Origin of the sequence: Dankookia sp. P2, assembly GCF_050632255.1 — a bacterium.
Taxonomy (GTDB): domain Bacteria; phylum Pseudomonadota; class Alphaproteobacteria; order Acetobacterales; family Acetobacteraceae; genus Paracraurococcus.
Map to the genome: position 1 here is coordinate 5,248,395 of NZ_CP192581.1, position 20,344 is coordinate 5,268,738.

Annotated in this window: 19 protein-coding genes and 4 pseudogenes; 15 read left to right on the top strand and 8 right to left on the bottom strand. The window is 70.7% G+C overall.

Annotation, left to right across the window (positions count from 1 at the left end):
• Window positions 1-70 precede the first annotated feature (70 nt).
• The 5 genes and pseudogenes from ACQ86J_RS31185 to ACQ86J_RS31205 all read left to right on the top strand — a co-directional run.
• Window positions 71-142: pseudogene (locus tag ACQ86J_RS31185) on the top strand (hypothetical protein); the annotation flags it as partial.
• A 191-nt stretch (window positions 143-333) separates the two neighbouring features.
• Entirely contained in the window at window positions 334-507 is a 174-nt protein-coding gene (locus ACQ86J_RS31190) for a hypothetical protein (RefSeq protein ID WP_431272761.1), read from the top strand.
• Between the two features lie 35 nt (window positions 508-542).
• A pseudogene (locus tag ACQ86J_RS31195) lies at window positions 543-827 on the top strand (DMT family transporter); the annotation flags it as partial.
• Between the two features lie 82 nt (window positions 828-909).
• Window positions 910-1,479, top strand: a complete 570-nt coding sequence (locus tag ACQ86J_RS31200; protein WP_431268545.1) for a DMT family transporter — start codon at window positions 910-912, stop codon at window positions 1,477-1,479.
• Window positions 1,379-1,606: pseudogene (locus ACQ86J_RS31205) on the top strand (DUF3237 family protein); the annotation flags it as partial. The gene ACQ86J_RS31200 and the pseudogene ACQ86J_RS31205, both read left to right, overlap by 101 nt.
• 241 nt (window positions 1,607-1,847) lie before the next feature.
• On the opposite strand, the gene ACQ86J_RS31210 reads toward ACQ86J_RS31205, so the two are convergent.
• The 3 genes and pseudogenes from ACQ86J_RS31210 to ACQ86J_RS31220 all read right to left on the bottom strand — a co-directional run.
• Complete coding sequence (locus ACQ86J_RS31210) at window positions 1,848-4,052, bottom strand: SLC26A/SulP transporter family protein (protein WP_431268546.1); 2,205 nt, start codon at window positions 4,050-4,052, stop codon at window positions 1,848-1,850.
• A gap of 173 nt (window positions 4,053-4,225) precedes the next feature.
• Window positions 4,226-6,139 (bottom strand): malate synthase G, encoded by a 1,914-nt coding sequence (locus tag ACQ86J_RS31215; RefSeq protein WP_431268547.1) that lies wholly within the window; start codon window positions 6,137-6,139, stop codon window positions 4,226-4,228.
• Window positions 6,140-6,237: 98 nt separating this feature from the next.
• Window positions 6,238-6,390 (bottom strand): annotated as a pseudogene (locus ACQ86J_RS31220) (hypothetical protein); the annotation flags it as partial.
• Window positions 6,391-6,545: 155 nt separating this feature from the next.
• On the opposite strand from ACQ86J_RS31220, the gene ACQ86J_RS31225 reads away from it, so the two are divergent.
• The 8 genes from ACQ86J_RS31225 (at window position 6,546) to ACQ86J_RS31260 (ending at window position 14,360) form a co-directional block, all read left to right on the top strand.
• Window positions 6,546-7,877, top strand: a complete 1,332-nt coding sequence (locus ACQ86J_RS31225; protein ID WP_431268548.1) for an amidase family protein — start codon at window positions 6,546-6,548, stop codon at window positions 7,875-7,877.
• A 102-nt stretch (window positions 7,878-7,979) separates the two neighbouring features.
• Entirely contained in the window at window positions 7,980-8,864 is an 885-nt protein-coding gene (locus tag ACQ86J_RS31230) for a fumarylacetoacetate hydrolase family protein (RefSeq protein ID WP_431268549.1), read from the top strand.
• Between the two features lie 102 nt (window positions 8,865-8,966).
• On the top strand, window positions 8,967-9,587 hold the full coding sequence (locus ACQ86J_RS31235; protein ID WP_431268550.1) for a 3-keto-disaccharide hydrolase: 621 nt from the start codon (window positions 8,967-8,969) through the stop codon (window positions 9,585-9,587).
• Between the two features lie 66 nt (window positions 9,588-9,653).
• Window positions 9,654-10,622, top strand: coding sequence for a Bug family tripartite tricarboxylate transporter substrate binding protein (locus tag ACQ86J_RS31240; protein WP_431268551.1), 969 nt, complete (start codon window positions 9,654-9,656; stop codon window positions 10,620-10,622).
• Between the two features lie 59 nt (window positions 10,623-10,681).
• Entirely contained in the window at window positions 10,682-11,869 is a 1,188-nt protein-coding gene (locus ACQ86J_RS31245) for a M20 family metallopeptidase (RefSeq protein ID WP_431268552.1), read from the top strand.
• Window positions 11,870-11,964: 95 nt separating this feature from the next.
• Window positions 11,965-12,366, top strand: a complete 402-nt coding sequence (locus ACQ86J_RS31250; RefSeq protein ID WP_431268553.1) for a TerB family tellurite resistance protein — start codon at window positions 11,965-11,967, stop codon at window positions 12,364-12,366.
• Window positions 12,367-12,567: 201 nt separating this feature from the next.
• Window positions 12,568-13,863 (top strand): LLM class flavin-dependent oxidoreductase, encoded by a 1,296-nt coding sequence (locus ACQ86J_RS31255; RefSeq protein WP_431268554.1) that lies wholly within the window; start codon window positions 12,568-12,570, stop codon window positions 13,861-13,863.
• Window positions 13,821-14,360, top strand: a complete 540-nt coding sequence (locus tag ACQ86J_RS31260) for a Crp/Fnr family transcriptional regulator (protein ID WP_431272598.1) — start codon at window positions 13,821-13,823, stop codon at window positions 14,358-14,360. Before ACQ86J_RS31255 ends, ACQ86J_RS31260 begins: the two co-directional genes overlap by 43 nt.
• A 5-nt stretch (window positions 14,361-14,365) precedes the next feature.
• Here the strand turns inward: ACQ86J_RS31260 and rutA are convergent, their stop codons facing one another.
• On the bottom strand, window positions 14,366-15,445 hold the full coding sequence (gene rutA, locus ACQ86J_RS31265) for a pyrimidine utilization protein A (RefSeq protein WP_431268555.1): 1,080 nt from the start codon (window positions 15,443-15,445) through the stop codon (window positions 14,366-14,368).
• Between the two features lie 417 nt (window positions 15,446-15,862).
• Here rutA and ACQ86J_RS31270 point away from each other — a divergent pair, with 417 nt between their 5' ends.
• A complete protein-coding gene (locus tag ACQ86J_RS31270; protein WP_431268556.1) occupies window positions 15,863-16,294 on the top strand; it encodes a polysaccharide deacetylase family protein in 432 nt (143 codons plus the stop codon).
• The gene (locus tag ACQ86J_RS31275) at window positions 16,282-16,437 is read left to right on the top strand and encodes a hypothetical protein (RefSeq protein WP_431268557.1); all 156 of its coding nucleotides are present in this window, start codon (window positions 16,282-16,284) and stop codon (window positions 16,435-16,437) included. Before ACQ86J_RS31270 ends, ACQ86J_RS31275 begins: the two co-directional genes overlap by 13 nt.
• Before the next feature lie 17 nt (window positions 16,438-16,454).
• Here the strand turns inward: ACQ86J_RS31275 and ACQ86J_RS31280 are convergent, their stop codons facing one another.
• The 4 genes from ACQ86J_RS31280 to ACQ86J_RS31295 all read right to left on the bottom strand — a co-directional run bounded on the left by ACQ86J_RS31280 (window position 16,455) and on the right by ACQ86J_RS31295 (window position 19,943).
• Window positions 16,455-17,429, bottom strand: a complete 975-nt coding sequence (locus ACQ86J_RS31280; RefSeq protein WP_431268558.1) for a Bug family tripartite tricarboxylate transporter substrate binding protein — start codon at window positions 17,427-17,429, stop codon at window positions 16,455-16,457.
• 141 nt (window positions 17,430-17,570) lie between these two features.
• A complete protein-coding gene (locus ACQ86J_RS31285) occupies window positions 17,571-18,314 on the bottom strand; it encodes a gamma-glutamyltransferase (protein ID WP_431268559.1) in 744 nt (247 codons plus the stop codon).
• Entirely contained in the window at window positions 18,314-19,144 is an 831-nt protein-coding gene (locus ACQ86J_RS31290) for a gamma-glutamyltransferase (protein WP_431268560.1), read from the bottom strand. The genes ACQ86J_RS31285 and ACQ86J_RS31290 overlap by 1 nt, the downstream gene beginning before the upstream one ends.
• Window positions 19,145-19,292: 148 nt before the next feature.
• The gene (locus tag ACQ86J_RS31295) at window positions 19,293-19,943 is read right to left on the bottom strand and encodes a GntR family transcriptional regulator (RefSeq protein ID WP_431268561.1); all 651 of its coding nucleotides are present in this window, start codon (window positions 19,941-19,943) and stop codon (window positions 19,293-19,295) included.
• Between the last annotated feature and the right edge of the window lie 401 nt (window positions 19,944-20,344).

Here is a 20,344-nt window from a genome sequence, read left to right on the forward strand (position 1 = left end):
CGCCGCGGCGAAGCCGGTCAGCGAGGCGCTGGCCGGCGCCGGCGAGGCCGATGTGCTCGGCAGCGTCACGGTGAATATCGGCCGGATCGAGGGCGGCACCTCGACCAACCTGGTGCCCGCCACGGCGCGCGCGGGGATCGATATCCGCCTGCCGGTCGGCGTCTCCTGCGCCATGGCCGAGGCGGCGCTGGCCTCGGCGCTCGGCGGGCGGGAGGGCGTCACCTGGCAGGTGCTGCGCCGCTTCGAGCCAAACCACACCGACCCCTCGCACGAGATCGTCCGTCGCACCGCCGCCGCCGCTGCTGAGGTGCTGGGCGGCCCTGCGTCGTCAACATGCGGGTCGGCGGCTCGGATGCCCGCTGGTTCCGCATGGCCGGGCTGCCGACCGTGGTCTATGGCCCGACCCCGCATAACATGGGTGGAGCGGACGAATACGTGCTGGTCGAGGAGCTGCGCCAGGTGGCACGCGTGCATGCGCTGGCGGCGCTGGACTTCCTCTCGGCGTGACGCCCGCTGCCGATGTCCCGCGGGCAATGCTGTGGATGCTCGCCTCCGGCCTGTTGTTCACCGGGCTGAACGCGCTGCTGCGGACCCTGGCGCAGCAACTCGACCCCTTCGTCACCCAGTTCCTGCGCTGCGCCGCGGGCGCGCTGGTGATGCTGCCCTTCATCTGGCGCGCCGGCCTCGCCGCCTACCGGCCGAAGGGGATTTCGGGGCAGCTCTGGCGCGGCGCGGTGCATACCTCCGGGCTGCTGCTGTGGTTCGTCGCCGTGCCGCGGGTGCCGCTGGCGGAGATGACCGCGCTCGGCTTCACCACGCCGCTCTTCATCATGCTAGGCGCGATCCTCTTGCTCGGCGAGCGGATGGTGGCGGCGCGCTGGATCGCAGCACCTCGTCGGCTTCGCCGGGGTGCTGGTGGTGGTCTCGCCGGGGCTGACCGGCAGCGGCGGGCCCTATGGCTTCGTCATGCTGGCGGCCTCGCCGCTCTTCGCCGCGTCCTTCCTCATCACCAAGTCGCTCACCCGGCGGGACAGCCCGCAGGTGATCGTGGTCTGGCAGGCGATCACGGTGATGCTGTTCAGCATGCCGCTCGCGCTCTATGCCTGGACCTGGCCGACGCCGGTGCAATGGGCGCTGTTCCTGCTGAGCGGGGTGATCGGCTCGGCCGGGCATTTCTGCCTGACCCGGGCGATGTCGCTGGCCGACCTCTCGGCGACGCAGCCGGTGAAGTTCCTGGAACTGCTCTGGGCCTCGGTCGTCGGCTTCGCCATCTGGGGCGATGTGCCCGGTCCGGCGACGCTGCTCGGCGGCGCCATCATCTTCGCCAGCACCAGCTGGATCGCTCGGCGCGAGGCGCGCCTGCGCAGGAGGCCACCGCATGACCGAGATCCCCATCGTCCCGCCGGCCGCGGAATTCGTCTGGGAGGCGCTGGTCGAGATCGCGCCGACGCAGCTGCTGGGCGAGGGTCCGCTCGGTGAGCGCCGCCTCGTCCCCATCACTGGCGGGCATTTCGCCGGGCCGCGGATCCGCGGCCGGGTGCTGCCGGGCGGCGCCGACCGCCAACTGATCCGGCGCGATGGGGTGAAGCGACTGGAAGCGTTGTACGAGGTCGAGGCTGCGGACGGCGCCGTCATCACCGTGCTCAACCGCGTCGTCATCGCGCCGCGGAAGAGCGCGCCGGACTACCGCGCCCTCGACGCTCGAGATCACCGCGCCGGAGGGGCCGCATGCCTGGCTGAACCGGCTGGCCTTCGTCGGCACGCTGCACCCGCTGGCGCCGCGCCCGGCGGTGCTGGTGCGGGTCTTCGCCTTGATGCCCTGACGGCGGCCGTGCGGCCTTCCGCGCCTAGGCCGGCTGGCTCAGGCCGCGCATCAGGCCGGCGATCAGGCGGTCCTTGTCCTGGATCCGGCCGGCCAGCAGATGCGCCATCAGCCGGTGGAACTGGATCGCAAGGTCCGGCTGCTCCCGCTCCAGCCGCGCGAGGTCGGCGCGGGTCAGGCGGCGCAGGCGGCAGGGAACCTCCGTCGTCACCGTCGCCGTCCGGGGCAGGCCGAGCAGGAAGCCCATCTCGCCGATCAGGGCGCCGGGGCCCTGCACCCGCAGCAGCAGGACGCGGTCGGGGTAGCGGATGCGGATGGTGACCTCGCCATCCTCCAGCAGCACCATGTCGTCGGAGCATTCGTCCTGCACCATCAGCGTGGTGCCCGCCGGAACTGCCTGCTCCGGCAGGGCAGCGAGGAAGCGCGCCGCGGTGGCCTCGCCCATCAGCTTGGCGAGGCGCTGCGGGAGAGCCGGCGGCGGCTGGCGGGGCGCCAGGCCAGCCAGCGCGTCATCCTCCATCCAGTCGATGCCTTCCTGCAGAGTCGGCAGCCGGCGGATCGCCGGGTCTGTGGCCAGCGGTCCGAGCCTGGCCGCGACACGTGGCGAGAGGCCGGTCAGCACCAGCGCCACGCCGCGCGCCGCAGCCATCTGCCGCAGCCGGGTAAAGGCCATTGCGGCGGAGCTGTCGAGGCCGATGACTTCGCGGAAGTCGAGCAGCAGATGGGTGCGCCGCTCCGGCCCCGCCAGCTCGGCCCGCACCAGCTCGACGAGCCGGTTGGCCGTGCCGAAGAACAGGAAGCCTTGCAGGTGCAGGATCAGTCGCGCCGCGCCCGTCGCGTCGAGCGCCGCGCGGTCCTGCTCCGGCCGGGCGCGGTGGCCGGTCTCCACCGTGCCGTCGTAGCGGTTCCGGATCGGGGAGGCGTGGCCGTAGAGCGCGATGAAATGCCCGCAGGCGAGCAGCAGCCCGGCGATGAGGCCGACCAGGAAGCCAAAGCCGACGGTGACGCCGGCGACCGCCAGCACCTGCAGCCACTCGCCGAGGGAGAGATCGTGGCGCGACAGCATCACCCAGCGCAGCAGGAGGTCGACGCCGAGGAAGACGAGCAGGGCGCCGAGTACCCAGCGCGGCACCAGCCCAAGGGCCTGCGGCATCAGCAGTGGCAGCAGGCCGACGAGCAGGGCGCCGGCCACGGCCCCGAGCCGTCCGCCGCTGCCGGTACGCCAGAGCAGCAGGCTGCGGCCGGGCGAGATCAGGCCGAACAGCCCGCCGGCGGCGCCGGCTGCTAGTGCCGCGCCGCCGGCCACCCGCAGCTCCCGGTCGATCTCGGCATCCCGCCCGGTCGCCGCCTCGACGCCGCTGATGTTCATCAACAGGCCGATGGTCGCCACCAGCACGACCATCGGCAGGTCGGCCAGGTGCCGCTTGATGGCGCCCCAGTCGACCAGTGCGAGCACCGCCGGATCCCAGGGCATGGGTGGTGCCAAGCGGTCCGGCACCGCGGGCAGCCAGCCCGCCGCGGCCTGCGCCGGCAAGTCGGCCCCGAGCATGGCCGCGATGGCATGGTGCAGCAGCACGCCGCCGAGAATCAGCCATGGCAGGCAGAAGGCGCCGCGCTTCCGGCTGGTGACGAGGAGCAGCACGGCGCCGCCGGCCAGCGCCGCCGCGAGTGGCTTGTGCCGGTCCGGGTCGAGCAGGGCGGCGAGGCCCGGCATGCCCGCCGCGACGCCGGTCCCACCCGCAAGGAGAAACCAGCCGGAGGCGCCGAGGAAGCCGGCGATGACCGGGAAAGGCAGGAAGCGCACCAGGCGCCCCGCCCGGGCAAGGCCGAGGCCGCCCATGACCAAGCCGACGGTGAGCGTCGCCAGGACCAGCGAAAGCAGGGATGTCGCGGCCAGGGCGCCGGGGTCGGCGGTGCTCCGAACCTGCCATGCCAGCGGGGCGAGCGAGGCGGCGAGGATGGCGACGACATTGCTGTCGGGCGCGGAGACCGCGAACGGGATCGAGCTGAAGGCCGCCGTCAGCACGCCGGCGAGAACGCAGCCCACCAGCATGCTTGCCAACCCGATCCCATAGGCGGGCGCCAGGCCACCCGAAAAGACCAGCGCCGCGTAGGACATGGTGTAGGTGAGGGTGACCAGGGCGACGAGCCCGCCCGCCGGGACAGCCGCCAGGGTTCGGAACAGCGCGCCAGTGCGTGCCCCGCCACCGGCGGCAACCAAAGAGTCCATTCCAGGCGTTCCCGAGCCGGCGCGAAACACCGTCAGGCCGGCAGGGCTGCGGGCACGTCTCGCGTATACGACCCTAGAACGATTAAGATCAGCCGGAAAATATAGAAATGGTTACGGCAAGCTTCGCTTGTACGTGAGGGGTGGCGCGGCCCGGCGCCACCCCGCCGTGGGACTCAGCCGCGCGCCTTGGCCTCGCGGCGGCGCTTGTGCAGGACGAACTCGGTATAGCCGTTCGGCTGGGTCGCACCCTCGAAGACCAGGTCGCAGGCGGCCTTGAAGGCCGGGCCGTCGAACCCTGGCGCCATCGGCGTGTAGGCGGCATCGCCGGCATTCTGCTTGTCGACCACGACCGCCATGCGGCGCATCGTCTCCTCGACCTGCGGCTTGGTGGCGATGCCGTGGCGCAGCCAGTTGGCGATGTGCTGGGCCGAGATGCGCAACGTCGCGCGGTCTTCCATCAGTCCCACATCGTGCAGGTCCGGCACCTTGGAGCAGCCGACGCCCTGGTCGACCCAGCGGACCACGTAGCCGAGGATGCCCTGGGCGTTGTTGTCGAGCTCCGCCTTCACCGCGTCGGCCGGCCAGTTGGTGTCGGCGGCCAGCGGGATGGTCAGGATGTCGTCGAGCTTCGCCCGCGGGCCGCCAGCGACCAGCTCATCCTGTCGCGCCGACACGTCGACCTCATGATAATGCAGCGCATGCAGCGTGGCGGCGGTGGGGGAGGGGACCCAGGCGGTGTTGGCGCCGGCCTTCGGGTGGCCGACCTTCTGCTCCAGCATCTTCGCCATCTCGTCCGGGGCCGCCCACATGCCCTTGCCGATCTGCGCCCGGCCGCGCAGGCCGCAGGCCAGGCCGGTATCGACGTTCCAGTCCTCATACGCCTTGATCCAGGCGGCGCCGCGCATGTCGTTCTTGCGGATCACCGGCCCGGCTTCCATCGAGGTATGAATCTCGTCGCCGGTGCGGTCGAGGAAGCCGGTATTGATGAAGACCACGCGGTCACGCGCGGCGCGGATGCATTCGCGGAGGTTCACCGTGGTGCGGCGCTCCTCGTCCATGATGCCCATCTTCAGCGTGTCGCGCGGCAGGCCGAAGGCGTCCTCGACCCGGGCGAAGAGCTCGTTCGCCCAGGCCACTTCCTCCGGCCCATGCATCTTCGGCTTGACGATGTAGACGCTGCCGGCGCGGCTGTTCAGCTTCTTGCCGCGCAGGTCGTGCAGGGCGATCGCCACGCTGCACATGGCGTCGAGGATGGTCTCCGGCGTCTCCGCCCCGCCCGCGGTCACCACGTCGGTCATCATGTGGTGGCCGACATTGCGGACCAGCATCAGCGACCGGCCCGGCAGGGTCACCGCGCCGCCCGAGGGCTTCAGCCATGTACGGTCCTTGTTCAGGGCGCGGACCAGGGTCTTGCCGCCCTTCTCGAAGCTCGCCTCCAGCGTGCCGTTCATCAGGCCGAGCCAGTTGCGGTAGACCTCGACCTTGTCGGCGGCGTCCACCGCGGCGACGCTGTCCTCGAAGTCGACGATGGTGGTGACGGCGCTCTCCAGCACCAGGTCGGCGATGCCGGCCGGGTCGTCGCGGCCGATCGGGTGGTCGCGGTCGATCCGCAGCTCGGCATGCAGGCCGTTATGGACGAAGAGGATGGCGTCCGGCGCCGCCGCCTCGCCCTGGTAGCCGACGCATTGGCCGGGCTGCGCCAGGCCGATGCTGCGGCCATCCTGCAGCGTCACCGCCAGCGCGCCGGCGGTGATGGCATAGGCCTTGGCGTCGCGGTGCGAGGCGCCGCCGGCCAGCGGCGCCATCTTGTCCAGCACGCCGCGGGCGAAATCGATCACCTTCTTGCCGCGGGCCGGGTTGAAGCCCTTGCCTCGGGCGGCGCCGTCGGTGTCGGGGATCGCGTCGGTGCCGTAGAGCGCATCGTAGAGGCTGCCCCAGCGGGCATTCGCCGCGTTCAGCGCATAGCGGGCGTTGGACACCGGGACGACCAGCTGCGGGCCGGCGATCTGGCCGGATCTCGGGTCGATGCCGGTGGTGCCGACGGCGAAATCGGGGCCGGGAGGGACGAGGTACCCGATTTCCTGCAAAAGGCCTTGTAGGCGCCGAGGTCCACCGGCTTGGCCGGATGCGCCTTGTGCCAGGCATCGATCTTCGCCTGCATTGCGTCGCGCTTGGCCAGCAGCGCCGCGTTGCGCGGGGCGAGGTCCTTCAGGATAGCGGCGTAGGAGGTCCAGAAGCGCTCCGGCGTGACCCCGGTGCCCGGCAGGGCCTCCGTCTCGAGGAACGCGCTCAGGCTGCGCGCGACCGTCAGGCCCGCAATCTCGACCGTATCCGCCACTGACCGTCTCCGCTGCTGGATGCCCCGGCTGAGCCGGGAAAGCTGGGGCGTACCTAGGCGGAAACCCAGGTCGGCGCAAAGGGGGAGGACGGGCGGAGGGCTTCCGCCGGCCCCCGCCCGGGCGCAGATTGCCGCCGACTGGCCCAGGACAAGCGATGACCCCGACCGACCCCGCCCTGATGTCCGCCGAGACCCTGCTCGGCCTCTATGCCCGCCGGGCGCTCTCGCCGGTCGAGGTGCTGCAGGCGGTGCTGCAGCGGGTCGCGCTCTACAACCCTTGGGTCAATGCTTTCGCCGCCATGAACCCACAGGCGCTGCGCCAGGCGGGGGAGAGCGAGGCGCGCTGGATGGCTGGGCGGCCGATCGGCCCACTGGACGGCGTGCCGGCGACGGTGAAGGACCTGCTGAACCTGGCGGGGTTCCCGACCCGGCGCGGCAGCAAGACCACGGATGCGACGCCGGCGACCGAGGACGCGCCCGCGGTCATGGGGCTCAAGCAGGCCGGGGCGGTGATCCTCGGCAAGACCACCACCACGGAATTCGGCTGGAAGTCGCCGGGCGACTGCCCGCTGCACGGCATCACCCGCAATCCCTGGAACCGCGAACGCACCGTCGGCGGCAGCAGCAGCGGCGCCGGCGCGGCCGGGGCGGCCTGCTTCGGGCCGCTGCATATCGGCACCGATGCCGGCGGCTCGGTCCGCATCCCCGCGGCCTTCTGCGGGCTGGTCGGATTGAAGCCCAGCTTCGGCCGGGTGCCGCAATGGCCGCTCGGCGCCTTCGCCAGCGTCGCCTGCGCCGGCCCGATGACCCGCACCGTGCGGGACAACGCCCTGATGTTCTCGGCGATGGCACAGCACGATTTGCGCGACCCCTTCAGCCTGCCGGACGAGGCGCAGGACTGGCGGCGGGGGATCGAGGACGGCGTGGCCGGGATGCGGGTGGCGCTGGTCCGCCGCCTCGGCTTCGAGCCGCCGCTGGACGCGGACGGGGAGGCGGCGCTGGCGGGGGCGGCGAAGCTGCTGGAGGAACAGGGCGCCATCGTCGAGGAAGCCAGCCCGGACCTGCCCGACACCCGCGCCATCTTCGGCCGGGTCTGGGGCGTGGCGCTGGCCCGGCAGGTGGCGATGACGCCGGCCGAGAAGCGCCCGCTGCTGGATGCCGGGCTGACCGAGGTTGCCGAGCGGGAGGGCGGCATGCTGGCGACCGACTTCCTCGGCGCCGAGGCGCTCAGGATCGAGGCGGCGCATGCCATGGCCCGCTTCCACCAGCGCTACGACCTGGTGCTGACCGCCTGCACGCCTACCGCCGCCTTCGCCGCCGACCAGCCGACCATCCGCCCGACCGAGGCGCTGTGGCGCGACTGGGCGCCCTGGACCTTCGCCTTCAACCTGACGCGACAGCCGGCGATCAGCATGCCGATCGGCCTCGACGAGCACGGCATGCCCCGGGCGGTGCGTTGGCCGCGGCGCTCTACCGCGATGACCTGATTTTCCGGGCGGCGCGGGCGCTCGAGCGGGCGGCGGAACTGCCGCTGGCGCAGCCGGGCTGAACCTGCTTTTCACCGCGACGATTCAGGGAGGCTGAGGCCCATGCGGCTGGTGACGTTCAAGAAGCCCCAGAGGCTGGGGACCCATATCGGCGCGCTGCGCGAGGACGGCGCGGTGCTCGACCTGGCCGCGGCCGACCCGGCCCTGGCCGGCGGCCACATGCCCTCCTTCATCGCCGGCGGCGCGGCGGCGCTGCAGCATGCGAAGGACGCGGTGGCGCGGGCGCCGGTCGCCGAGGGCGCCGTGCTCTGCGCGCCGATCCCCCGGCCGCCGAAGAACGTCTTCTGCGTCGGCAAGAACTACCATGAGCATGCGAAGGAGTTCGCCGGCTCCGGCTTCGATGCCAGCAGCAAGGAGGTGGTGCCGGAAGCGCCGGTGGTTTTCAGCAAGCCCGCCACCGCCATCATCCCGACCGGGGAGACCATCCCGGCCCACCTGGATAGCAGCAACTCCACGGACTACGAGGGCGAACTGGCCGTGGTCATCGGCCATGGCGGGCGCGGCATCAAGGCGGCCGACGCACTGCGGCACGTCTTCGGCTACACCATCGTCAACGACGTCACCGCTCGCACCCTGCAGCACAAGCACCGGCAATGGGTGATCGGCAAGGGCATCGACGGCTTCTGCCCGATGGGCCCGGCGATCCTGACGGCGGACGAGGTGCCGGACCCGAAGGCGCTGCGCGTCATCACCCATGTGAACGGCGAGAAGCGCCAGGACGCCTCGGTCGCCGACCTGATCTTCGACATCCCGACGCTGATCGAGGCGATCTCCGCCGGCATCACGCTGGAGCCGGGCGACGTGATCGCCACAGGCACGCCGGTGGGGGTGGGCATCGGCTTCAACCCGCCGAAATTCTTGCAGAAGGGCGACGTAGTGCGGGTTGAGGTGCCGGGGATCGGGGTACTGGAGAACCCGGTGGGGTAACGCTTCCGGGGGCCTTCCTTGCTGGCTTGGGACCCGGTCGCCTTTCCGACTACCCTCCCGCTGCCGCCGGCAACGATCCGGCGGCAGCGGGAGGAAAACCCCATGCAAAGACGAACCCTGGCCCTTGCCCTGGCCGGCGCCGCCGCCCTCGGCGCCGGCACGCAGGCCCGCGCCCAATCCGGCAGTTGGACTGCACTCTTCAGCGGCGAGGACCTCGCCGGTTTCGACCGCATTGGTAATGCCAACTGGCGGGTCGAGATGGGCGAGATCGTCGCCGACCGCGGCAACGGTATGCTGGTGACGCGGCAGGCCTTCGGCGACTTCACCCTGCGGGTGGAGTTCTGGGTCGACGCTGCCACCAACAGCGGCATCTACATCCGTGCCACCGATCCGGCCAACGTCACCGCGGCCAATGCCTACGAGGTCAATATCTGGGACGAGCGGCCGGACCCGAAATACGGTACCGGCGCCATCGTCGACGTTGCCGCGGTGGACCCGATGCCGCGGGCCGGCGGCCGCTGGAACCTCTACGAGATCACAGCCAAGGGCGACAGCTTCACGGTCGCGCTGAACGGCCAGGTGACGGTGAACGGCGCCCGCAACGGCAAGCATGCCTCGGGGCGGATCGCGCTTCAGCATGGCGACGGCGTGAAGGACTCCAATGGCGTGGCGAACGACCGCGGCGTGGTGCGCTTCCGCAAGGTGGAGATCCGCCCGGCCTGACGCGGCAGGCGCTTCCCAGGACGGCGACTTGCGGCGATGAAGGCGGGACCAAACGGGAGGATCGTCATGCACCGCCGCACCCTCGTCGCCGGCCTCGCGGCCACCGGCCTCGCCCCTGCCGCGCGGGCACAGGAATTCCCCGGCCATGCCGTGACCATGGTCGTTGCCTTCCCGCCCGGCGGGCAGGGCGATGTGGTGGCACGGCCAGTGGCGGCGGGGCTGGAGCGGCTGTGGAAGCAGCCGGTGCCGGTGGTGAACCGCGCCGGCGCTTCGGGCGAGATCGGCTATGCCTCCATCGCCCGGGCGCCGGGGGATGGCTATGCGCTGCTGATGGGTCTCTCCTCGCTCGCGGTGATCCCGGAGGCGGCGCGGCTCTTCGGCCGCACCCCGGCCTATGAGATCGACCAGCTGGCGCCGATCGCGCTCTTCACCGCCGACCCGACCTTTCTCGCGGTGCCGGCGGCGGCGCCCTGGCGGACGCTGGAGGAATTCGTCGCCGATGCGCGGGCGCGGCCGGGGGCGATCTCCTATTCCTCCTCCGGCAATTACGGCGCGCTGCACCTGCCGATGGCCATGCTGACCACGGCGGCGAAGCTCGACCTGCTGCACGTGCCGTTCCAGGGCGGCGGGCCGGCGCTGACCGCGCTGCTCTCGAACCAAGTGCAGGCGATGACCAGCGGGCCGGGGCCGATCACCCCGCACCTGAAATCCGGGGCGCTGCGGGTGCTGGCGAGCTGGGGGGCGAAGCGCATCCCGGGCTTCGAGACGGTGCCGACGCTGCAGGAACGTGGCTTCGAGGGGATCGAATACTACATCTGGGCCGGGGTCTTCGCCCCGGCGACCACGCCCGCCCCGCTGCGCGAAGCACTGCGCCAAGCCATGGCGGCCGCAGCGCGCGACCCGGAGGTGCAGCGGGCGCTGGCGGCCGGCGGCAATGCGCTGGACTACCGCGACGGCGCCGCCTTCGAGGCCTTCTTTCGCGAGGATACCGCGCGGCTGGTCAAGGCGGTGCAGCGGATCGGCCGGATCGAGTAGGGGTTGCCAGCCCCGGCCCGCGGTTCCAGGCTTTTCGCCCGATCCCACCGGAGCGCAGCATGACCGCCGAGAGCCCCGAATCCGCCATTACCGCCTGGCTCGCCACCCAGCAGGAGGCGATGCTTGGCGTGCTCGAGGCCATGGTGAACACCGATGGCGGCAGCTACGACAAGCCGGGCGTCGATGCCGTGGGTGCCATCGTCCAGCGCTTCATGGCCGAGCAGGGCATCCCGGTCGAGGTGGTGCCGCGCGAGAAGCATGGCGACTGCCTGAAGGCCCGGGTCGAGGGCGGCGAGGCGCTCAACAGCGGCAACATGCAGCGGTCCATCGTCATGATGGGCCACCGCGACACGGTCTTCCCCAAGGGCGAGCCGACCCGGCGCCCCTTCCGGGTCGATAACGGCATCGCCACCGGTCCCGGCGTCGCCGACATGAAGGCCGGCCTCGTGATGAACATGTTCGTCCTGGCCGCCTTCAAGAAGTTTGGCGGCGCGCCCGGCCCGCTGCTCGGCCTGTTCACCGGTGACGAGGAGATCGGCAGTCCGGAGGGACGTGAGGTGATCGAGGCGACGGCGCGCGAGGCCCGCGTGGTGTTCAATCCGGAACCCGGCCGGCCCAGTGGCGGCGTCGTCACGGGACGCAAGGGCGGCGTCTTCTCGGTCTTCGACATCGAGGGCAAGGCGGCCCATTCCGGCGGCAATTTCGAGGCCGGGATCAGCGCCATCGGCGAGTTGGCGGCGAAGGTAACCGCGCTGCATGCGCTGACCGACCTCAAGCGCGGCATCACCCTGAATGTCGGGCTGGTCTCCGGCGGGCAGAGCGTCAACACCGTCGCCCCCTGGGCGCAAGGCCAGATCGACCTGCGCTATGTCGAGCCCGCAGACCGCGACGAGGTCATGGGCAGGATCCACGAGATCATAGCCCGCAGCTATGTACCCGGCACCAGGGCGACGCTGACCATCCGCGGTGAATTCCTGCCACTGACCCAGACGCCGGCGGCGGCCAAGCTCTTCGGCATGTATGTCGACGCGGCGAAGGAAAGCGGCCTGACGGTCACCGGCGAGTTCTCCGGCGGCTGCGCCGACAGCGGCTTCACCGCGGCGGTCGGCGCGCCCACCATCTGCGCCGTCGGCCCGGTCGGCGGCAAGGCGCATAGCCCCGAGGAATACCTCGAGGTCGCCAGCCTGGTGCCGCGCGCCCAGGCTATGGCGCGGGCGATCCTGCGGCTCGACCGGGCGGGGCTGTGACCGCCGCCGGGCCTCGCATTACATACATGTAATCCGTACTTGGCCCCAGCGTGAGCGGCACCGGATGGGCCGGTGCCGCGCGCTAGGGGCCAACCATGTTCGGGATGTTCAAGTCGCAGTCCGCCTCGCTCGACCTCAATCCGCGGACCTGCCTCGTCGTCTCGCTGATCTATTGCATGGGCGCGGACGGGGAGATGGACGAAGAGGAGATCGGCCACCTCGTCTCCGTCCTAGGCCGCGGCGCGACGCGCGAGCAGATGAACGCCGCGCTGCGCTATGTCCGCGCCACCGAGCCGTACCAGTTCCTGACGGACAGCAACGCCCGGCTGCGACCGGCCCAGAAGCTGTGCATCATCCTCAACATGATCGACAGCGCGATGAGCGACGGCGAGGCCGAGCAGGGCGAGCAGCGGTTGGTCGTGCAATCTCGCCGAGGCATGGGGCGTCTCTCAGGCGGCGCTGGAGCCGCATTTCCGCACGCTGGTCGCCAAGAATGACCGCGCGGTGCTCGACCGGTGAGGTCAAGCGGCAGGGCGCTTGCGCCCTGCCGCGGGCGATGCCAGCCTTTGCCGCAGTGCAACAGGCCAGGTTTTCGATGCAGTTCGCCTATTTCAACCTGATGTCGATGAACCACCCGGGCGAGACTCCCGCCCAGGTGCTGGCGGACACCGTCCGTCAGGTGCGGCTGGCGGAGGAGCTTGGGCTTCGACGCGACCTGGTTCGCCGAGCACCACTTCTCCAATGCCTCGGTCTGCGCCTCGCCCTTGATGATGGCCATGCACTGCGCGGCGGTGACCAGCCGCATCCTGCTCGGCCCTGCCGTCGTGGTGCTGCCGCTGCACCACCCGCTGCGGGTGGCGCAGGAAGTGGCGATGCTGGACCAGATCAGCGGTGGCCGGGTGCTGCTGGGCTTCGGCCCGGGCCACCAGCCGCATGAGTTCCGCAGCCTGCAGGTGCCGCTCGAAAGCCGCTACGCACGGCTGCTGGAGGGCTGGGACATCGTCGAGCAGGCGCTGACCACCGGCCGCGTCAATCACCTGGGCGAGCACTACCGGATCGAGGACACCCCAGTTGCCGCCTGCACCCTCTCTGGGCGGATGCCGCCGATGTTCGTCGCCACCGCGACCCCGGCCGTGCTGGCGCGCGGCGTGCAGGCCGGCGCCACGCCGATGATCAGCCAGGGCTACCGCACCGGCGCCCAGGCGCTGCCGATGCGGCAGGCGCTCCTTGAGGCCTGGGAGGGTGTCGGCGGGGCGGAGCCGCTGCCGCTCGGCATCCAGCGCTACCTCTTCGTCACCGAGGATGCCGCCGAGGCGCGCCAGGCGGCCGAGGGGCTGCTGGCCCTGGCCCGCAACACGCTGGCGCTGCGCGCCGCGCTGCCGGCGCGGGACGGCGTCCATCTCCGCCCCGTCCCCTTCGCGGGCGAGCCGACGGTTCCGTGGCTGCTGGAACACGGGCTGATCGGCGCCCCGGCCAAGATCGCCGAGCAAATGGCAGGCGACATGCGGCTGCTGCGGCCGACCCATTACAGTCTCTACATGGGCTTCACCGGCCTGCCCGGCGCGGCCGTCGAGCGTTCCCTTACCCGTTTCGGGAAGGAGGTGCTGCCGCTGCTGCGCGCCGCGGCGGCCCCGCCCGAGGGGATGGCCGCCCTAGCCCGTCTCGACCGCTCTGGATGGAGACACCCGGGGCGTGAGGCGGCGGCTTATCGAAGCCGGCCCGCGGGTTCGCCACCGCGGCCCTTGCGTCACCGCCCCTGTCCGGTGAACAAGTCCTCCGCATGGTACGAAAGTGTACAATCGACCGGGCAGAGGCCGACGCGGTCGCCCTGTCGAAGGGCTGGCTGGCGATGCAGTCGCCCAGGTTCCAGGCCGCGCTGCTGGCCCGCGCGGAGCTGGTCACCTTCCGGAAGGGCGAGGATGTCTTCCGCACCGGCGACGGCCCGGGCGGCATCTACGGCGTCGTCGCCGGGTCCTTCGGCACCTATCCGATGACGCCGGAGATCGGGCCGGTGCTGTCGCATATCCTGCATCCCGGACTCTGGTGCGGCGACGGCCCGACCCTCGGTCGCGCCACCCGGCTGCTGACCGTGCGGGCGATGGAGACCTCGGCCGCGCTTCACCTGCCGATCGAGGCGGCGCGGGAGATGATGGCCGCGGATCCCGAGGCCGCCCGCAGCATCGGCCTGATCGGGCTAAACGGCATGCGCGTCGCCATCCTGAACGTCCTGCATCTGACGATCCGCCGGGTGGACCGGCGGATCGGCGCGACCCTGCTGCGGGTCACCGGGGCGATGGACGGGGAGACGTTGGAGGTCACCGGCGACATCCGGCTGACCCAGACGGAGATCGCCCGCATGGCGAATGCCTCCCGCAATGGGGTCAACCGGTCGCTGGCGCAGTTCGAGGCGGCGGGCTGGGTTCGGCTCGGCTACAACCGCATCGCGATCCTCGACCCGCACGCGCTGGCGGCGTTCGCCTTCGCGCGATAGCCGCCTCAGGCCGCCAGCTTCAGGTGGCTGCGGCAGGCCATCAGCGGCTGGACGTGCTGGCCGAACTTGTCCATGCCCTGGAGAAAGTCGTCGAAGACCAGCATGAGCCCCTTGGTCCCGGGCATCGCCGCCGCCTCGTCCAGCATGCGCGCGACATTCGCGTAGGAGCCGACCAGCGTGCCCATGTTGAAATTGATGGGCGAGGGCGCGCGCTTGATCGCCGCGGCCATCGAGGTGTCGTGCGCCGTGGTGTCGGCCGCGGCATGGCCCAGCAGGTGCTGCAGCGCTTCCCGGTCGGCGCCGCGGTTGTACAGGTCCCACTTGGCCAGCGCCGCCTCGTCGGTCTCCTCGGCGATGATGGTGTAGAGGATGTAGGAGCCGACATCGCGGCCGGTCTTCGCCGCATGCTCCATCATCCGCCGCGGCACCCCGGCGCATTTGGTCGGCTCGTTCACGCCTTCCCCGAGCGCGAAGTTGAAGTCGCAATAGGTCGCGGCGAATTCCATCCCGCGGTCCGATTGCCCGGCCGCGACGAGCTTCATCGGCACCTGCGGGCGCGGCGAGAGCCTGCACTGGTCCATCTGGAAGAACTCGCCCTTCAGGTCGGAGGTGCCGGTCTCCCAGAGCTCCTTCATGATCCGCACATATTCGGTGCTATACTCGTAGCGCTTGCCGAAATGCGCGTCGCCCGGCCACAGCCCCATCTGGCTGTATTCCACCTTGTGCCAGCCGGAGACGATGTTCACTCCGAAGCGGCCGCCGGAGATGCTGTCGATCGTCACCGCCATGCGGGCGACGATCGCCGGCGGGATGGTCAGCACGGCGGTCGAGGCATAGAGCCTGATCCGGCTGGTGATCGAGGCGAGGCCGGCCATCAGGGTGAAGCTTTCCAGCCCATGGTCCCAGAACTCGGTCTTCCCGCCGAAGCCGTGCAGCTTGATCATCGACAGCGCGAAGTCGAAGCCGTAGCCCTCGGCCTTCTGCACCACCTGCTTGTTCAGCTCGAAGCTCGGCATGTACTGCGGGGAGGTGGCGGAAATGATCCAGCCGTTGTTGTTGATCGGGATGAAGACGCCGATGTCCATGGCACGACCCCTGCTGCGATGACCCGGTGCGGGACAACCCCGTGCAGGGCAGCAATCGGCATGCCAGGATGCGGCGGAGCGGGAGATCAGGCATGAGCAGCGAAGCGCCCAAACCCTGGGAGTGGCCGGAAGCGGAATGGCGCCGCATTGTCGGCAATGCCCGCGCCGGCCGCAGCCTGGCGCCGAAATCCTGGCCGGGCAGGGCGCGCGCTGCTGCGTCACGCTTTCCTTCGACGCGGACCATGAAACGATTCCGCTGCGCGACGCCGATATGAGCCCGATGCGGATCAGCCAGGGCCAGTACGGCAACCGCCGCGGCGTGCCGCGCATCCGCGCGCTGCTGGCGAAGCACGGGCTGCGCGCCAGCTTCACTACCCCGCGGTCTCGGCGCTGCTGCACCCCGAGGAGATCCGCGCCGTGGCCGACGAAGGCCATGAGATCGGCATCCATTCCTGGATCCACGAGGCGAATACCGCCCTGCCGCCGGGTGTCGAGCGCGATCTGACCTTCCGCGCCACGGACGTGCTGGAGAAGCTTTCCGGCCGCCGCCCCGTCGGCATCCGCACAGCCAGCTGGGATTTCTCCATCGACACCATGTCGATCATCCGCGAGCTCGGCCTGCTCTATGACAGCAGCCTGATGGCGGACGACGACCCTTACGAGCTGCTCGACCATGGCGAACCGACCGGGATTGTCGAGCTGCCGCCCGAATGGATCCGCGACGACGCACCCTATTTCAACTTCGTCCGCTTCAGCGCGCTGCGCCCTACACGCCGCCCTCGGGCGTCGAGGAGGTGTTCCGCGCCGAGTTCGATGGCGCCTACGCCGAAGGCGGGATGTTCCTGCTGACCATGCACCCGCATGTCATCGGCCATCGCAGCCGCATCGCCCTGCTGGACCGGCTGATCCAGCACATGAAGGCCAAGGGCGATGTCTGGTTCGCCACGCATGAGGAGGTAGCGCGCCACGTGAAGGCCGCGGCGGAGGCGTGAGCCCCGCCGCAGGGGGATCAGCTCTGCACGATGTTGAACTGCCGGGCGATCCCGGTCCAGATGCCGATGTCCTCCCGCATCACCGCGACGAAGTCGGCGCCGAGCGGCGTCGGCTTGCGCGGCAGCGTCGCCAGCTCCTCGCAGCGCTGCTTCAGCACCGGCGTCTCCAGCAGCGTCGGGATCAGCGCCGTCATCTTCTCGGCGATCGGCTCCGGCAGGCCCTTCGGTGCCGAGAGGCCGAGCCACTGGCTGGAGGTCAGCCGGCCGAAGCCCTGCTCGGCGAAGGTCGGCACCTCCGGCAGTTGCGGCAGACGCTGCGGGGAGGAGATGCCGAGGCAGCGCAGCGTGCCATCCTTCAGCATCGCCACGTTGGTGGTGACCGGGTCGATCATGCTCTCGATCGTGCCGGCCATCAGGTCCTGCATGGCCGGCGCGCTACCGCGATAGGGCACGTGGTCGAGGTTGCGGGCCTGCGCCTCCGCGCCCAGCATCACGCCGAGCAGGTGCGGCGCCGAGCCGATGCCGGAGGAGCCGTAGCGCACCGGCGTCGCCTTCGCCGCGGCCAGGTAGTCGGCCAAGGTCCTGTAGGGCGAGCTCGCCTTGACGATGAGGACGTTCGGCGCCTCGACCAGCATGCCCAGATGGGTGAAGTCGGCGACGGGGTCGAAGGGCAAGGTCGGCAGCGTCGCGGTCGAGAAGACCTGCACCGAGGCATGGCTGACCAGGAAGGTGTAGCCATCCGCCGGCGACTTGGCAACGAAGTCGGTGCCGATGACGCCGCCGGCGCCGGCCCGGTTCTCCACCAGCACGGTCTGGCCCAGCGCGGCCGCCATCGGCGGGGCAATGAGGCGGGAGATTGTGTCGACCAGCCCGCCTGGCGGAAATTGCGCGACCAAGCGGATCGAGCCGCGGCTTGGCCAAGCCCCGGGCTGCGCCCGGACTACGGCGGGCACAGCGAGGGCGGCGAGGCCCAGCAGGTGGCGACGTTGCATGCTCTGCGCTCCTTTGCGGCAAGGGGCAGGGCGGCTTGCCTTCGGATTACGCAGCGGTAATCAAAAGGCCGGCGTTCCGCCCTGGCTACGGGCGGAGTTGCAATGGGTGTGCCGCAATTCAGGACGGCATGGCGGGCGGGCTCAGCCCGCAGCCACCGCCGCGCTCCAGGGGCTGGCGGCGTCGCTGATGCCGACCACGCCCTCCGGCCCGCGCCGGATCAGGTTGGGGCAGGCGAAGTTGATCGGCATGACGCCGTGCTCCAGGAGTTCCACCTCGCCCTCGGCGCGGAGCGCGGCAAGCACGGCCTCCGGCAGCCGCCGGTCGGCGCCGATGCCGCTCGGGCCGGAGACGTCGATCCGCGGGTGGTGCGCGGCGGACTCCACCTCCATGCCGAAATCGGCGACGAAGGAGAGCAGCTGGAAGACAGAGGCCATGATCCGTCGGCCGCCCGAGGCGCCGACCGCGATCTCCGGCTGGCCGCCAGTGGCGGCGATCACTGGGCACATGTTGTTCAGCGCCCGCTTGCCCGGGCCGATGGCGTTGGGTGTGCCGGGGACGGGGTCGAACCACATGACGCCGTTGTTCATCATGATGCCGGTGCCCGGCAGCATGACGCGCGAGCCCATCGAGGAGAGCAGCGTCGTGGTCATCGCCACCATCATCCCGTCCTTGTCCGCGACGGTGATGTGGGTGGTGCAGCTGTCAGCGCCCTTGGGCTCGGCATCGCCAAGGCCGGCCAGCCGCTCGGCATAGGCATCCTGCATGGCGCGGGCGAGGCGGCCGTACCAGGCAGCCGAGGGCTCGGCCCCGGCCCAGTCGGCATCGGCCATGCCGTCCAGCACGCGACGCAGGGTCGGCGCCGCGGTCAGGCCGTTGACCAGCATCAGCTCCGCCCGCGCCAGGGCACGGCGACCGAGGGCAGGATGCGGGCGCGGCAGGCGGCGAGGTCGGCGGCCGAGAGGAAGCCACCGATCGCCTTCACGTCGGATGCGATCTGCGCCGCGATCTCGCCCTCATAGAGGTCGCGGAGCCCGGCCTGCTGCAGCCGCTCGAGCGTCGCGGGCAGGTTGCCGAGGGTGAAGTAGCCGGGGCTGCCCTGGTAGGGCGGCACCGGCGGCAGGCCGTTCGGCAGGTAGACCCGGGCGCTTTCCGGATACAGGCGCAGCACCGCCGCCGAGGAAGCGACCTTCAGCGTGGTGTACCAGTCCTGCGGCAGGCCGCGCCTGGCCAGCGCCACCGCCGGGGCCAGCACGTCGCGGATCGGCAATCGGCCATGCGTCTCGTGCAGCAGGGCGTAGCCAGCGACCGCCGAGGGTACGACGAAGGAGAGCGGGCCGTGCACGTTGCGGTCGCCCTCGACCTCCGGCCAGGGAAACAGGTCGCGCTTCATGCCGCCGGTCAGCGGATAGGCGCTGGGGTCGAGCCCAGCCGGGGAGATGGGGCCGAAGTCGAAGGTCTCGGCCTGCGTCATGCCAGGCTTCATCGCCTGCGCGAAGCCGATGCCGCCCAGGCCGGGATTCCAGGGCTCCAGCGCGGCGAGGGCGAAGGCGGTGGCGACCGCGGCATCCGCCGCGGTGCCGCCGGCCTCCAGCATCAGGGCGCCGGCCTCGGCCGCCGCCTTGACCTGGGAGACGACCATGCCGCCCCCGCCGCGCGCCGCGGGCTTCCGCAGCTGCCAATTCTGGGTCACGTGCGGGGCGGGGAAATCCGGCATGTCTCGGGCTCCGGCGAGGGGTCTCGCCGGTATGGTCCCGCCGCGCCGGGGCGGCGGCAAGCCCCCGGCTTGGATGACGCCGTGCCGGGGAAGTCCCGTATGGCCGCCGATGCGCGCTTCGGTCGGCCGGGCGACTGGAGCCGCGCTGTCAGCCGGCCGGTTGGCTGCGTCGCTCGGCGACCAGGGTCTCGAAGTCGAGCTCGCCATGCTGCTCGATATGGGCGACCAGCATGGCCAGCGCGCCGGTCTCGTCGCCGCTCTCGAGCGCCTCGACCAGGTTGTAGTGCTCATCGCTTTGCGGCGCACTGTCGCGCAACTGCAGCGCGAGGCCCCAGACAACGGCGAGCTGCCGCGCCAGGCTCTGCCACAGCGCCAGCAGCGGCGGATTGCCCGCAGAGCGGCAAAGCTCGCCGTGGAATTCCTGCTCGGCCAGCACGTGCAGCGCTGGGTCGCTTGCCCGCGTCGCATCGGCGAAGGCGTCGGCCGCGCGGCGCAGACGGTCGAACCGCTCCGGCCCGCCGGGCTGGGCCAGTGCCTCGCGCACCGCCAGGGTCTCGAGCGCCAGCCGGACCCGCATCAGGGCGGCAACGCCCTTGTTGCTGACCTGCATGAGCCGCATGCCCTTATAGGGCGTGCTGACCACGATTCCCTGGCTTTCCAGCAGGCGAAGCGCCTCCCGCACCGGGACCCGGCTGATGCCGAGGTCGCGGGCAATTTCGGCCTCGACCAGCCGGTCGTCGGGCAGGAATATTCCGCGGGCTGCGCCGGCGACAATTGCCTCGGCCGCTTGCTCCACCATTGTGCGCGGCTGAACCGGCACGAGGCGACGCTGATCCGTACCGGAGGAGATGATTCCCACCGGCGCGCCGGCGCGCCGCGGTGGTCCCGAACTGCCACAGACATAGCTCCCGTCCCGCTCGCGAACCTGAGAAGTGTAAATTCAACTTACTGGTTTGGGAAGCAATGCCGTGGCTGCGCGACACTTGGCGGGGTGACTGCCTTCTCCTAACTGTCGCGCTTGAGGGCCTTCCGTTATTTCAACCAAAAGTTGTATACCGGATCCTGGTCCTGTCGGCAAGCAGCCGTTCACGTGCTCGCGAGGAAAATGGGATACAATATGTGACGTACTCGGTACAACGCAGGGCTGTAGCGAACCGCGTCTCATGAGGCCAAATCTTGTGTGACGCCCAAGACACGGTT

Coding starts and splice junctions, on each gene's coding strand:
- ACQ86J_RS31190 (WP_431272761.1), top strand. CDS start 334: ATGCGGGTCGGCGGCTCGGATGCCCGCTGGTTCCGCATGGCCGGGCTG.
- ACQ86J_RS31210 (WP_431268546.1), bottom strand. CDS start 4,052: ATGGACTCTTTGGTTGCCGCCGGTGGCGGGGCACGCACTGGCGCGCTG.
- ACQ86J_RS31225 (WP_431268548.1), top strand. CDS start 6,546: ATGACCCCGACCGACCCCGCCCTGATGTCCGCCGAGACCCTGCTCGGC.
- ACQ86J_RS31230 (WP_431268549.1), top strand. CDS start 7,980: ATGCGGCTGGTGACGTTCAAGAAGCCCCAGAGGCTGGGGACCCATATC.
- ACQ86J_RS31235 (WP_431268550.1), top strand. CDS start 8,967: ATGCAAAGACGAACCCTGGCCCTTGCCCTGGCCGGCGCCGCCGCCCTC.
- ACQ86J_RS31240 (WP_431268551.1), top strand. CDS start 9,654: ATGCACCGCCGCACCCTCGTCGCCGGCCTCGCGGCCACCGGCCTCGCC.
- ACQ86J_RS31245 (WP_431268552.1), top strand. CDS start 10,682: ATGACCGCCGAGAGCCCCGAATCCGCCATTACCGCCTGGCTCGCCACC.
- ACQ86J_RS31250 (WP_431268553.1), top strand. CDS start 11,965: ATGTTCGGGATGTTCAAGTCGCAGTCCGCCTCGCTCGACCTCAATCCG.
- rutA (WP_431268555.1), bottom strand. CDS start 15,445: ATGGACATCGGCGTCTTCATCCCGATCAACAACAACGGCTGGATCATT.
- ACQ86J_RS31275 (WP_431268557.1), top strand. CDS start 16,282: ATGTTCCTGCTGACCATGCACCCGCATGTCATCGGCCATCGCAGCCGC.
- ACQ86J_RS31280 (WP_431268558.1), bottom strand. CDS start 17,429: ATGCAACGTCGCCACCTGCTGGGCCTCGCCGCCCTCGCTGTGCCCGCC.
- ACQ86J_RS31285 (WP_431268559.1), bottom strand. CDS start 18,314: ATGCTGGTCAACGGCCTGACCGCGGCGCCGACCCTGCGTCGCGTGCTG.
- ACQ86J_RS31290 (WP_431268560.1), bottom strand. CDS start 19,144: ATGCCGGATTTCCCCGCCCCGCACGTGACCCAGAATTGGCAGCTGCGG.
- ACQ86J_RS31295 (WP_431268561.1), bottom strand. CDS start 19,943: ATGGTGGAGCAAGCGGCCGAGGCAATTGTCGCCGGCGCAGCCCGCGGA.